This is a genomic window from Agromyces sp. NPDC056965, from assembly GCF_042673425.1.
Classification (GTDB): Bacteria; Actinomycetota; Actinomycetes; order Actinomycetales; family Microbacteriaceae; genus Agromyces.
Genome location: NZ_JBHURI010000047.1, coordinates 19,365 through 32,023, shown reverse-complemented (window position 1 = coordinate 32,023; position 12,659 = coordinate 19,365). Strand labels below are relative to the sequence as shown.

The 12,659-nt window shown below is 71.6% G+C and carries 11 protein-coding genes; 8 read left to right on the top strand and 3 right to left on the bottom strand.

Annotation, left to right across the window (positions count from 1 at the left end):
- Positions 1–71 precede the first annotated feature (71 nt).
- On the bottom strand, positions 72–3,806 hold the full coding sequence (locus tag ACFTQE_RS13045) for an HtaA domain-containing protein (RefSeq protein WP_376925477.1): 3,735 nt from the start codon (positions 3,804–3,806) through the stop codon (positions 72–74).
- Positions 3,807–3,967: 161 nt separating this feature from the next.
- Here ACFTQE_RS13045 and ACFTQE_RS13040 point away from each other — a divergent pair, with 161 nt between their 5' ends.
- From ACFTQE_RS13040 to ACFTQE_RS13030, 3 genes are read left to right on the top strand one after another with little or no spacing between them, the layout of a single operon-like run.
- Positions 3,968–5,113 (top strand): hemin ABC transporter substrate-binding protein, encoded by a 1,146-nt coding sequence (locus tag ACFTQE_RS13040; RefSeq protein WP_376925476.1) that lies wholly within the window; start codon positions 3,968–3,970, stop codon positions 5,111–5,113.
- The gene (locus ACFTQE_RS13035) at positions 5,106–6,215 is read left to right on the top strand and encodes a FecCD family ABC transporter permease (protein WP_376925475.1); all 1,110 of its coding nucleotides are present in this window, start codon (positions 5,106–5,108) and stop codon (positions 6,213–6,215) included. Before ACFTQE_RS13040 ends, ACFTQE_RS13035 begins: the two co-directional genes overlap by 8 nt.
- A complete protein-coding gene (locus ACFTQE_RS13030; RefSeq protein ID WP_376925474.1) occupies positions 6,212–7,036 on the top strand; it encodes a heme ABC transporter ATP-binding protein in 825 nt (274 codons plus the stop codon). Before ACFTQE_RS13035 ends, ACFTQE_RS13030 begins: the two co-directional genes overlap by 4 nt.
- A gap of 42 nt (positions 7,037–7,078) precedes the next feature.
- Here the strand turns inward: ACFTQE_RS13030 and ACFTQE_RS13025 are convergent, their stop codons facing one another.
- A complete protein-coding gene (locus tag ACFTQE_RS13025) occupies positions 7,079–7,462 on the bottom strand; it encodes a sterol carrier family protein (RefSeq protein ID WP_376925473.1) in 384 nt (127 codons plus the stop codon).
- A gap of 46 nt (positions 7,463–7,508) precedes the next feature.
- Positions 7,509–8,138, bottom strand: coding sequence for a signal peptidase II (locus ACFTQE_RS13020; protein WP_376925472.1), 630 nt, complete (start codon positions 8,136–8,138; stop codon positions 7,509–7,511).
- A 126-nt stretch (positions 8,139–8,264) separates the two neighbouring features.
- Between ACFTQE_RS13020 and purD the strand changes: the two genes are divergently transcribed.
- The 5 genes from purD to ACFTQE_RS12995 all read left to right on the top strand — a co-directional run bounded on the left by purD (position 8,265) and on the right by ACFTQE_RS12995 (position 12,650).
- The gene (purD, locus tag ACFTQE_RS13015; RefSeq protein WP_376925471.1) at positions 8,265–9,602 is read left to right on the top strand and encodes a phosphoribosylamine--glycine ligase; all 1,338 of its coding nucleotides are present in this window, start codon (positions 8,265–8,267) and stop codon (positions 9,600–9,602) included.
- An 8-nt stretch (positions 9,603–9,610) separates the two neighbouring features.
- Positions 9,611–10,558 carry a phosphoribosylaminoimidazolesuccinocarboxamide synthase gene (locus ACFTQE_RS13010; RefSeq protein WP_376925470.1) on the top strand — a complete coding sequence of 316 codons (948 nt, stop codon included), beginning with the start codon at positions 9,611–9,613 and terminating at the stop codon, positions 10,556–10,558.
- 152 nt (positions 10,559–10,710) lie between these two features.
- Positions 10,711–11,271 (top strand): serine hydrolase domain-containing protein, encoded by a 561-nt coding sequence (locus tag ACFTQE_RS13005; RefSeq protein ID WP_376925469.1) that lies wholly within the window; start codon positions 10,711–10,713, stop codon positions 11,269–11,271.
- Entirely contained in the window at positions 11,256–11,828 is a 573-nt protein-coding gene (locus ACFTQE_RS13000) for a serine hydrolase domain-containing protein (protein ID WP_376925481.1), read from the top strand. The genes ACFTQE_RS13005 and ACFTQE_RS13000 overlap by 16 nt, the downstream gene beginning before the upstream one ends.
- A gap of 36 nt (positions 11,829–11,864) precedes the next feature.
- Complete coding sequence (locus tag ACFTQE_RS12995) at positions 11,865–12,650, top strand: MerR family transcriptional regulator (RefSeq protein WP_376925468.1); 786 nt, start codon at positions 11,865–11,867, stop codon at positions 12,648–12,650.
- Positions 12,651–12,659 lie beyond the last annotated feature (9 nt).

Genomic DNA, 12,659 nt, shown 5'->3' with positions numbered 1-12,659 from the left:
GTCCCACCCTCCGCTGTGACGAGGACGCGAGAGGCCCACCCCTGGCGGGGTGGGCCTCTCAGGCGCCTGTGTCACGCGGCCGAGCGGCGGCTCCGCACGATCAGGAACACCACGAGTGCGGCCAGCGCGAGCACGATGATCGCCACGAGCAGCCAGATGAGCCACGCCGACGGGCCGGCTGCCGCGGTCGACTTCGCCTCGGGCTCCGCGGCGACGGCGGCCTGCACCTCGGGCTTCGCGGCGCCCGCCTCGATGCCGCAGTCGGCGGGCAGCGTGATCGCGAACGAGACGGGGTCGAGTTCTTCGCCGCTCGCGTACGTACCGAACGCGGCAGCGCCATCCTCGGTGAACTCGGCCGGCACGGCCGCGCCGACGAGCGAGTCGCCGTCGCGGACGAGCGCACCCTCGAGGTCGAGTGCGGCGAAGCGCACACCGGTCGCGGTGACCGGTTCGCCCTGCTGGGTCGTGCCCGTCACGTCGAGCCGGAGGTAGGCCTCGTCATCGCCGACGAACTCGATCGACGGGTTCGCGATCGTCGTGTCGAGCGCACCGTCATGGCCGGTGAACTCGATCGAACCGGGGAAGGCGACGAGACCGCGCACGGTCTCTGCCTCGATCGAACCCGTGCCGCCGGTGAAGCCGAACACCCCGTCGGCCTCGCTCGCACCGGTGACCGTCCACTCGCCGTTCGCGATGCCGCTCTCGAGGTACTGCAGGAACGACGCCTTGAAGCCCCAGTCGAGCGTGGCCTCGGTCACGGTGCAGAGACCGGCGGGTGCGCTGACGGTGAAGCGGATGCCCTTCGCCGTCGATCCCTGGAAGGTCAGGGTGTGGTCGCCGACCGCGAGGCCGGCGGGCAGGTTGCCCGTCCAGGTGACGACGCCGTTCGCGTCGGCGACGAGGTCGCGGGCGAGCACCGTCGGCGTCGAGTAGACGACGACCATGATGCCGGTCTCGTTCGGCTGGAAGCCGCCGACCGTCACCGTGACCTCCTTGCCGGCGGCGAGCGCGGCGAGGGTGGCGGCGTCGAGCTCGATGCCCGTCGTCGCCGGCGGGGTCGCCGGCACCGCCTTCGGCGCCGTCGTGCTCGCCGAGGTGGTGGCGATCGTGCCGGAGTTGCCGGCCGGCGCAGCGCCGGGCGTGCCGATGACGACCGTCAGCGGGTCGAGCGAGGCGCCGGCGGAGTAGTAGCCCTGGAACGCGGACGCTCCGGCGGCGGTCAAGGTCACCGGTGCATTCTCGATGCGCGTCGCACCGTTCACGAGGGACTTCGCCCCGCGTGAGAGATCGACGACGCCGAGGTCGACCCGCGAGCCGTTGACCGAGACCTCGAGCACTCCGCTCGTGGGGGTGGTGGCGCGCAGGGTCGGGTTCGCGAAGGTGAGGTCGAGGAGGCCCGCATGGCCCGTGAACCGCACCGAGCCCGCGTAGTCGGCGGTGCCGGTGCCGGTCACCTGGCTGTAGCTGCCGCCGGTCTGACCGAACTGGAAACGGCCGCCCGACTGCGTCGCACCCGAGCCGACCGAGATCGACCCCTTGGCGATGCTGCCGATGATGTAGTCGCGGAACGCACCGGAGACGCCCCAAGAGAGCGATCCGCTCGCGATCGGCGCCACGGGGCCGGGGCCGGGATCGGGCTTCGGCGGCACCACCGTCGCAAAGGCGATGGGGGTGTAGGTCTCGAAGGCCGGCACCTTGGCGCCGCTGCCGGCGTAGGTGTACACGCCGTAGTTGCCATCGGCGAGGGCCTTCTCGAACTGCCGTGCCGTGAGCTCGACCTCGAACGAGCCGTCGGCGCCGATCGCGACCGCACCTGCGGCTGCGCCGCCGATCGACGCGACATCGGCCGCGTTCACGACCCACTTCTGCGAGTCCACGACGCGCGTCGACGACGCAGCCCCCGTGCTCGGCTTCCAGTCGTCGGCGAACGAACCGAACACCACGTAGGCGCCGGCGAACTTGCCCGCGAGCGGCGGACGCACGCCGTTCGTCGCCGGCGCGTTCGGCACGAAACCGGTGCCCTTCACGACGACCTTTTCGCCCGCGGCATCCAGCCCGCTCGTCTTCGACACCGTCACCGTCGGCACCACCGGCTTCGCGATGGAGATCGGGGTGAACGAGTCGAGGGAGCGATCGGTGACCGAGAGGCCGTGCGCTGCCGAGGTGGCGACCACGTACTGCTTCGCCGGATCGAACGATCCGGCGGGGGCCTTCAACGTGGTCGTGAACGCACCGTCGACGATCGACGCCGGGCGCACCCAGCCGAGCGAGATCCAGCCCTCGGCGACCAGCGGGCCGCCACCGCTCCAGATCGATGCGTCGCCGAGCAGCACGTACGCGCCGTCCTTCGCACCGGCGCCCACGAAACCGGTCCCCGACACGGTGAAGGTGTTCTCGACCGTCGAGTCGACGGCGGTCGACGGCGTCACGGTGACGGCGGGCCGCGTCGGCTCGGGCGTGGTCGCGAAGTCGATCGGGGTGTAGGTCTCGAAGGCCGGCACCTTGGCGCCGCTGCCGGCGTAGGTGTACACGCCGTAGTTGCCATCGGCGAGCGCCTTCTCGAACTCACGTGCCGTCAGCTCGACCTCGAACGAGCCGTCGGCGCCGATCGCGACCGCACCCGCGGCAGCGCCGCCGATCGACGCGACATCCGCTGCGTTCACGACCCACTTCTGCGAGTCCACGACCCGCGTCGACGACGCAGCCCCCGCGCTCGGCTTCCAGTCAGCGGCGAACGAACCGAACACCACGTACGCACCGGCGAACTTGCCCGCCAGCGGCGGACGCACGCCATTCGTCGCCGGCGCGCTCGGCACGAAACCGGTGCCCTTCACGACGACCTTCTCGCCCGCGGCATCCAGCCCGCTCGTCTTCGACACCGTCACCGACGGCAGGACCGGCTCGGGCTCGGGCTGCGCGATCGCGATCGGCGTGAACGTGTCGAGCGAACGATCCGTGACCGACAGCCCGTGCGCCGCCGACGTCGCCACGACGTACGACGTCGCGGGGTCGAAGGTGCCCGCCGAAACCGTCAGGGTCGTCGTGAACGCACCGTCGACGATCGACGCCGGGCGAACCCAGCCGAGCGTCAACCAGCCCTCGGCGACCAGGGGCCCGCCACCGCTCCAGATCGATGCGTCGCCGAGCAGCACGTACGCGCCGTCCTTCGCGCCGGCGCCCACGAAACCGGTCCCCGCCACGGTGAACGTGTTCGCCGCCGCCGGGTCGATGTCCGCCGACGGCGACACCGTCACCACCGGGTCCGCGACCGGCTCCGGCTCGGGCTCCGGTTCCGGCTCGGGCTCCGGGGCCGGCTGCGCGATCGTGATCGAGGCGAACCGGTCGAGCGAACGATCCGTGACCGAGAGGCCGTGCGCCGCAGACGTCGCCACGACGTACGACGTCGCGGGGTCGAACGTGCCCGCCGGAACCGTCAGGGTCGTCGTGAACGCGCCGTCGACGATCGACGCCGGACGCACCCACCCCTGGGCGATCCACCCCTCGGCGACGAGCGGCCCGCCGCCGCTCCAGATCGAGGCGTCGCCGAGCAGCACGTACGCGCCGTCCCGCGCGCCGTCGCCGACGTAGCCGGTGCCCGACACGGTGAAGGTGTGCTCGACCGCCGGGTCCACGTCGGCAGCCGGCGTCACGGTGAGCGACGGCGCTGCCACCGCGGCCGGAGCGACCTCGTCGGCGAGCGCAGGCGCCGCCGTCAGGATCGAGCCGCCCAGGGCGAGCAGTGCCGCGAGTGCGCCGGCGATCCAGCGCCTCCCCGAGCGAGTGGATATCGGTGACGGTGTCTTCACGACGCGGTCCTCCAGGCATGGCGAAGCAGCGGCGCGTGTGCGCGCCGAGAGCTCGCGGGGGTGAGATGGGGGAAGGCCGAGTTAGGTAAGCCTCAGCTAAGAATGACGCTAGAGTGAAGACCGCCGCCCTGTCAACTTTAAGGTAAGGCTTACCTCACTTCATGGCTTCCCGTGTCTCTCCGCGCCCGACGTCGGCCCGCACCACCCGTTTCGCGTTCGTCGCCGTGCTCGCCGCATCGGCCCTGCTCACCACCGGTTGCGTCGCGACCGCGAGCGGCTCGACGGCCGAGCCGCAGTGCGTCGCCAGCGCGACCCCCTTCGCCGAACTCGCGATCGACGAGTCGCCGCGCGCGATCGAGGGCCCGTCGACGGCATGCCTGGCCGACGCCGCGCTGCCCGCGATCGACTCCGACGAGTCACCGGCGCTTCCGGTGACGGTCACCGACGACGAGGGCACGAAGGTCACGGTGACGGATGCCTCGCGCATCCTGCCCATCGACGTCTCGGGCTCGCTCGCGGCCACGGTGTTCGGTCTCGGGCTCGGCGACCGCGTGGTCGGGCGCGACAGCTCGACCGGGTTCGCCGAGGCATCCGCCCTGCCCGTCGTGACGCAGGGCGGACACAACCTGACCGCCGAGGCGATCCTCGCCCTCGACCCGACCGTCGTGATCACCGACACGACGCTCGGCCCGCTCGACGTGCTCGACCAACTCCGCGACAGCGGCATCCCCGTGGTCATCACGACCTCCGAGCGCAGCCTCGACACGATCGACGACCTCATCGGCCAGGTCGCAGCGGCGCTCGGCGTGCCCGAGCGGGGCGAACTGCTCTCGGCGCAGGTCGACGCCGACCTCGCCCGAGTCGTCGCCGAGATCGACGCGGCGATCCCCGCGGACCCCGCGGTGCGCCCGCGCGTCGCGTTCCTCTACGTGCGCGGATCGGCCAACGTCTACTACCTCTTCGGCGCCGAGTCCGGCGCGGATTCGCTCATCGAGTCGATCGGCGGCGTCGACATCGCGAGCGAGATCGGCTGGGAGGGCATGCGCCCCGTCACTGCCGAGGCGCTCGTCGCCGCGCAGCCCGATGTCGTGCTGCTCATGAGCGGCGGCCTCGAGTCGGCCGGTGGAATCGATGGGCTGCTCGAGCGCGTGCCGGCGCTCGCCTCGACGCCCGCCGGCGAGCACCGCCGGTTCGTCGACATGGCCGACAGCGAGATCCTGAGCTTCGGGCCGCGCGCTCCGCAGGTCGTCGAGGCCCTCGCCCGGGCGGTGTGGGCGCCCGAGCAGTCGGGCTACCTCGATGACTGACACCCGCGCGCCCGCCGCAGCCGACGCCGTGCTCCCGAGTCTCGCGAGCGACCCCGCCCGCGGCCTCGCGCCGCGCACGAGGAGCCTGCTGCTCTTCGGCGGCCTCGGCGTGGCGCTCGTCGTCGGCGTCGTGATCTCCGCGGGTGCCGGCCAGCTGCCGGTGCCACCCCACGAGGTCTGGAACTCGCTGCTGCGCGGCCTCGGCCTGAGCGATGCGCCCGAGGCCCTGCCCAACACGGACTCGGCCCTCTGGAACATCCGGTTCCCGCGCATCGCGATGGCCCTGCTGATCGGCGCAGCACTCGCGATGGCCGGCACCGTCATGCAGGCGATCTTCGCGAACCCGCTCGCCGAACCGGGCGTCGTCGGCGTCTCGTCGGGCGCCGCACTCGGCGCCGCCGCCGCGATCGTGCTCGGCTGGACGGCCTTCGGCGACTGGGTGACGGCCGTCGCCGCATTCGTCGCCGGGCTCGGAGCGACCCTCGTGGTCTACCTCGCGAGCCGCGCGGGCGGACGCACCGAGGTGGTCACCCTCGTCTTGACCGGCATCGCGATCAACGCGTTCGCCGGCGGCGCCCTCGCGTTCCTCACCTTCATCGGCGACACCGGCTCGCGCGAGGAGATCGTGTTCTGGCAGCTCGGATCGCTGAACGGCGCCCGCTGGCCCGAGGTCGCCGTCATGCTCCCGCTCGTGGCCGTCGCGGGCGTCGCGGCCCTCCTCCTCGGCCGCACGCTCGACCTCTTCTCGCTCGGCGAGCGCGGTGCTCGGCACCTCGGCGTGCGCGTCGAGACGGTGCGCATCGTCTCGATCGTCGTCGTCGCCGTGCTCGTCTGCTCGGCGGTCGCGTTCGCCGGCATCATCGCCTTCGTCGGCCTCATCGTGCCGCACCTCATGCGCATGGTGATCGGCCCGGCCCATCGGCCACTGCTCATCGCGAGCGCCCTCGGCGGTGCCCTGCTGCTCCTCCTCGCCGACCTCGCCGCCCGCACCATGGTGCCGATGGCCGACCTGCCGATCGGCATGCTGACCTCGATCATCGGCGGACCGTTCTTCTTCTGGCTGCTGCGACGCACGCGGCGCCGGTCGGGAGGCTGGGGATGAGCCGCTCACGCGCGGTCGCGGCGCCTCCGACCACGGCGGATGCCCCGGCCACCGCCCTCTCGCTCACCGCGACCGGCCTCGCCATCGAGATCGACGGCGCGCGCCTGCTCGACGACGTCGACTTCTCGGCGACGCCGGGGCGCGTGCATGCGCTCATCGGCCCGAACGGCGCCGGCAAGTCGACGCTGCTCGCGGCCCTCGCGGGCGACCGAGCGGCGGCCGCGGGCACGGTGCACCTCGGCGACACCCCGGTCGCCCGGCAGTCGCCGAAGGCGCTCGCGCGCCTCCGCGCCGTGCTGACCCAGGAGCACACCGTCTCGTTCCCGTTCCCGGTGCGCGAGATCATCGCGATGGGCCGCCACCCGTGGGCGGGCAGCGCGGCGGCCGACGACGACGACCGCGAGATCGACGCGGCGATGGCGGCGACGGATGTCGGGCACCTCGCCACCCGCACGGTGCCATCGCTCTCGGGCGGCGAGCGCGCACGCGTCGCCCTCGCCCGCGTCATCGCGCAGCGCACGCCCGTGCTGCTCCTCGACGAGCCGACGGCGGCCCTCGACCTGAAGCACCAGGAGGACGTGCTGCGCCTCGCCCGCGACCATGCCGCGGCAGGCGCCACCGTCGTGGTGGTGCTGCACGACCTGAATCTCGCGGCCGCCTACGCCGACGACATCACGCTGCTGCGACTCGGTCGGGTCGTCGCGACCGGCGCGCCCGCCGAGGTGCTGACGGCGGAGCGCATCGAGGCGGTCTACGGTCAGCCGGTCGAGGTCGTGCCGCACCCGCGCACGGGCGTTCCACTCGTGCTGCCGGTGCGCTGAGGCGTCACCGCCGTACCGGCAGCCGGGCCCGCCGATACCGCGTCAGCGGATGATCGGCAGCACGCCGCTGAGGTCGGCGCGCTGGCCCGAGGCGTGCACGCGCCCGGTGGCGCGCGCGTCGGCCCACGAGAGGGTGCCGGTCGCGAGGGCGAGCCACGTCGTGACATCCGTCTCGACCACGTTCGGCGGGGTGCCGCGCGTGTGCTTCGGTCCCTCGATGCACTGCACGGCGCCGAAGGGCGGCACCCGCACCTCGACCGTGCCGCCGGGCGCCTCTTCGGCGAGCAGCTGCAGCGAATAGCGCACCGCGAGCGCGAGCGTCGACCGGTCGAGGGAGGTCGCGGCATCCGCGCCTTCGGCCGTCACCGTCTGCACGAGCGTCACGGCCGCTCGTCCGATGTCGTCGCCGATCCTCACGCGTGCCATGTCGGCCATTCTGCCACCGGCGCTCCGCGGCCGTCAGTGCAGGCCGTCAGCGTTCGCCGTCGGTGCTCGCGTCAGTGCTCGCGTCGGTGCTCGCGTCGGTGCTCGCCTCAGACGAGTCGTGCACGCGCCCGCCCTTGGGTGCGATGCCCATGAACGTCAGCACGAGGATCATCACGGCGCCCGCGAAGATCGCGATGTCGGCGACGTTGCCGATGAACCAGTCGCCGTACCCGATGAAGTCGACGACGTGACCGCGGCCGAACCCGGGGTCGCGGAAGAGGCGGTCGCCGAGGTGCGTGACGGCACCGCCAAGGAGGAGGCCGAGCGCGATCGTCCAGCCCACGGAACCGACCCGCCAGGCGAACCACGCGATCGCGATCGCGCCGACGCCGGCGAGGATCGCGAAGATCCACGTGTACTCGGTGCCGATCGAGAACGCGGCGCCGGGGTTGTAGACGAGCACGAAACGGATGAGGTCGCCGATCACCGGGATCGTGGTGCCGTCGGCGAGCGCGGCCTCGGCCCACCATTTGCTGGCCTGGTCGATCACCACGATGAGCGCGGCGATGCCGAGCACCCACCCGAAGAGACGGTGGCCGGATGCCCCGGTCTTCGCCGCGTCATCGAGGCCGGCCGGGGTCTGCGCGTCGTCGGCGCCGGTCGTGTCTGAGCTCACCCGCACCATTCTCGCAGCACCGGCCCGTGTGCACGCCCGGTCGCCCGCAACCGCGGCGAGGCTCGCACTCCTCGGCCCATGCGTCACGAGGCGAGGCCGCCCAGTCCGAGGCGGTAGCCTGAAACGGTGAGAATCCTCGTCCTCGGCTCGGGCGCGCGCGAGCACGCCATCATCCTCGCGCTCCTCGACGAGGAGGCCGGCCACGAGATCATCGCGGCGCCGGGCAACGCGGGCATCGCGGCATCCCCCACCTCATCGGCTCGCGGCAGCGTCACAACCATCGCGCTCGACCCGACCGACCCGGTGCTCGTGACCGACTACACGCTCGACAACGACATCGAGTTCGTGATCATCGGCCCCGAGGCGCCCCTCGTCGCTGGCGTCGCCGACGCCCTGCGCACCCGCGGCATCGCCGTCTTCGGTCCGGGCAGGGCCGCCGCAGCGCTCGAAGGGTCGAAGACCTTCGCGAAGCGCATCATGCAGGACGCCGACGTGCCGACCGGCCGCGCGAACCTCGCCGACACCCTCGACGACGTCGAGGCCACGCTCGACGAGTTCGGCGCCCCCTACGTCGTGAAGGCCGACGGGCTCGCCGCCGGGAAGGGCGTGCTCGTCACCGACGACCGCGCAGCAGCCATCGCCCACGCCGCCCACTACCTCCAGCAGGGCCCCGTGCTCATCGAGGAGTTCCTCGACGGCCAGGAGGTCTCGCTGTTCCTGCTCTCCGACGGCACGAACGTGCTGCCGCTCTCGCCCGCGCAGGACTACAAGCGACTGCGCGACGGCGACGCCGGCCCCAACACCGGCGGCATGGGCGCGTACTCGCCGCTGCCGTGGCTCGCCGACGCCATCGATGGCCGGGGCGGTCGCTTCGGCAGCGAAGAGGCCTTCGTCGACGAGGTCATCGAGACGATCGCCCTGCCGACCGTGCGCAAGCTCGCCGAGGAGCAGACCCCGTTCATCGGGCTGCTCTACGCGGGCCTCATCCTCACCTCGCGCGGCATCCGCGTGATCGAGTTCAACGCCCGCTTCGGCGACCCCGAGACGCAGGTCGTGCTCCCCCGCCTCGAGACCCCGCTCTCGGGCCTGCTGCTCGCTGCGTCGACCGGCGGGCTCGGCTCGCTGCCGCGCCCGGTCTTCCGGGCGGATGCCGCGGTCACGGTCGTGCTCGCGAGCGAGGGCTACCCCGAGGCACCCCAGACGGGGCGTGAGATCGAGGGCATCGAGGCCGCGGCATCCGTGCCCGGCGTGCACCTCGCCCACGCCGCGACCGCGATCGGCGCGGCGACGGGCGACGGGTCCGAAGAACTGCCGCTCATCGCGACCGGCGGCCGCGTGCTCAACGTCGTCGCGGTCGGCGACGGCTTCGCCGAGGCGCGTCGCCGTGCGTACGAGGCGCTCGGACACCTGCGCCTCGACGGCGGCCAGTACCGCACCGACATCGCCGCGCGCGTCGCGGAATAGGGGGAACCATGAGTGGAACGCAGGAGCACCCCGACTGGACCCACGTCTACTCGGGCAAGGTGCGCGACCTGTACGTGCCGACCAAGCTGCTCGTCGACGACGACACGTGGACCGGCGACCCGCTGAGCCACTCGCCGGTCGTGCTCGTCGTCGCGACCGACCGCGTGAGCGCCTACGACCAGGTGCTCTCGCCCGCGATCCCCGGCAAGGGCGCGATGCTCACGAGCCTCACGCGCTGGTGGTTCGACCAGTTGCCCGAGGTGCCGAACCACCTGGCGCACCCGCTCGACGACCGCCTCGAGGCGCTCGAGCTGCCCGAGGTGCCGGCCGAGTTCGCCGAGCGCGGCACGCTCTGCCGCACGCTCGACATGTTCCCCGTCGAGTGCGTCGTGCGCGGCTTCATCACGGGCGGCGGCTGGAAGGAATACCAGGAGACGGGCGCCATCGGCGGCTACGCCCTGCCCGAGGGCCTCTCGAACGGCGACCGCCTCCCCGAGCCGATCTACACGCCGGCATGGAAGGCGCCGCTCGGCGAGCACGACGTCAACGTCTCGTACGAGCGCACGGTCGAGCTCGTCGGCGAGGTCGTCGCCGAGCAGCTGCGCTCGCTGTCGCTCGAGATCTTCGCCCGCGCCTCCGAGATCGCCGAGGCGCGCGGCGTCATCCTCGCGGACACGAAGTTCGAGTTCGGCGCCGACCGTGCGACCGGCATCGTGACGCTCGCCGACGAGGTGCTGACGAGCGACTCGAGCCGCTACTGGGACGCTGAGGCGTACGCCACGGCCGCGACACCCGAGCTGCGCATGGCGAGCTTCGACAAGCAGATCGTGCGCGACTGGCTTGCGACGAACTGGGATCAGGACGTCTCCGAGGAGCCGCCGACGCTCCCCCACGAGATCGTGGAGCAGACGGCGGCCCGCTACCGAGAACTGCTCAACCGCTTGACGGCGGGGTAATTCGCGAAGCCCGGCCGCACGGTCAGCCGCGCATCCCGCGGCACACGCTGGCACGTGAGATCTCCCTTGACCTTGACCCGAGGTCATGGTCGATGCTGCTCACATCGGCAGAACGCTGATGCGAATCAAGCACTTCGAAGGGGCGAACCACCATGACCACCGCGACCACCACCGTTTCCAACCAGTCCGCCGACCTCCAGCGAACGATCGAGGCACTCATCGACCCCGGCATCATCGGGCTGTCGGTCCGCGTCGACGATGAGCAGGGCACGTGGGTCGGCAGTGCCGGCGCGGCCGAGCTCGGCGGGAGCATGAAGCCGCCAGTCGACGGGCACGTCCGGATCGGGAGCAACACCAAGACGTTCACCGCGACTCTGGTGCTGCAACTCGTGGCCGAGGGCAGGATCAGCCTGGACGACTCGGTCGCCCACCTTCTGCCCGAGTTCGGGCTCGATCGGCGGATCACGGTGCGGATGCTGCTCCAGCAGACCAGCGGCCTGTTCAATTTCACCGGCGAGGTCTACGAGGACGGTTCGATCGTGTTCGGCATCCCCATGCCGTACGGTCCCAACGGCACTGAGTGGCTGAACAACCGGTTCACGACGTATCGGCCACAGGAGCTCGTCGAACTCGCCGTGTCGAAGCCTGCACGGTTCGAGCCGGATCGGGCTGGAGCTATTCCAACACCAACTACGTCCTGGCCCGTCTGCTGATCGAGCGGGTCACCGGTCGTACCGTCACCGAAGAGATGCAGCGGCTGATCCTGACTCCCCTCGGCATGTCGCACACCGTGGTCCCGGATGACGCGGAGATCGCCGAGCCGCACGCCCACGCCTACTACCGGTACGAGGAGGACGGCGAGCAGCGCACGGTCGACATCACTCGCCAGAACCCCTCTTGGGTCTCCGCCGGCGGCGACATGATCTCGACCATCGAAGATCTTCACACGTTCATCGCCGGACTCACCGGCGGCAGGCTCCTCCCGGATGAGCTGCGTGAGGAGATGCTCACGCCGCGCGCTACCGGCATCCCGAACATGGACTACGGGCTCGGCGTGTTCGTGCTGACCACCGACGACGGCACCACCGTCATCTCCCACAACGGCGCCGCCGTGGGGCATGCGGCGCTCATGTACGCCACTCCCGACGGATCCAAGACCCTGACCGCTGCACTGAACTGCGTGGACGACGCGAACCTCTCCATCGCCGCAGCGTTCCAAGGCGTCCAGCAGCGCCTCCTCACCGAGACGTTCGGGAGCGGCCCGGCGTGAGCCACGAAGCCCGCGGTCGATCGGCAGGATGAGGGGATGCGCAACGGAATCACGATCGGCCAGGCGGCCGCGTTCGTCGGCATCACGATCAAGACGGTCAGGCACTATCACAAGCTCGGCCTGGTCCCCGAGCCCGAACGCGACAGCTCCGGTTACCGGCGGTACGGATCCGACGACCTGCTCAGGCTCGTGCAGGTCCGGACCCTGGCCGCCGCCGGCGTGCCGCTGGCCGAGATCGGGTCCCTGCTCGATGCCGACTCGGCGCTGTTCGCCGCCGCGCTCGTCCAGATCGAACGGCAGCTCGACGATCACATCGCGGAGCTGACGGCGCGGCGCGCGATGCTGCACCGGCTCACCGACGGCGACCGGACACTGCTGCCCGACCGCGCAGTGGCCCTGCTGAGGCAGATGCTCGTCCTCGGGTACTCCGAGGACGAGGTCGCGGCCACCAGAGAGGGTTGGGTGCTGGCGCAGGCCTTGGTCCCCGACGGATTCGATGACTATCTCACCGAGTTCGAGCACGCCTCGCAGAACCCGCAGCTCATCGTCTTGATCAGGCGTGTCGCCGAAGCCGCGGCCTGGGAGGCAGACGATCTCCGCATCGACGACCTCGCCGTCGATGCGGCCGACCACTACCTGGCCGATCCCGCGCTGCTGAAGACGGTCACGGGCATGCAGGCGCGGACCGACGGCGCCGCCCGGTACGCGATGATCGCCCACCACGGCGAAGAGCCGACCCCGGCCATGGTGCGATTGTCCGCATTGTTCGAGTCCAGGCTCCGCGCGGCCGGCGTCCGCATCCCGACGCCCGACCCGCAGTGACGCCGAGTC

Bases quoted from the DNA above. Each gene is read 5' to 3' on its own strand.
- ACFTQE_RS13040 (WP_376925476.1), top strand. From the start codon at position 3,968: ATGGCTTCCCGTGTCTCTCCGCGCCCGACGTCGGCCCGCACCACCCGT.
- ACFTQE_RS13035 (WP_376925475.1), top strand. From the start codon at position 5,106: ATGACTGACACCCGCGCGCCCGCCGCAGCCGACGCCGTGCTCCCGAGT.
- ACFTQE_RS13030 (WP_376925474.1), top strand. From the start codon at position 6,212: ATGAGCCGCTCACGCGCGGTCGCGGCGCCTCCGACCACGGCGGATGCC.
- ACFTQE_RS13025 (WP_376925473.1), bottom strand. From the start codon at position 7,462: ATGGCACGCGTGAGGATCGGCGACGACATCGGACGAGCGGCCGTGACG.
- ACFTQE_RS13010 (WP_376925470.1), top strand. From the start codon at position 9,611: ATGAGTGGAACGCAGGAGCACCCCGACTGGACCCACGTCTACTCGGGC.
- ACFTQE_RS13005 (WP_376925469.1), top strand. From the start codon at position 10,711: ATGACCACCGCGACCACCACCGTTTCCAACCAGTCCGCCGACCTCCAG.
- ACFTQE_RS12995 (WP_376925468.1), top strand. From the start codon at position 11,865: ATGCGCAACGGAATCACGATCGGCCAGGCGGCCGCGTTCGTCGGCATC.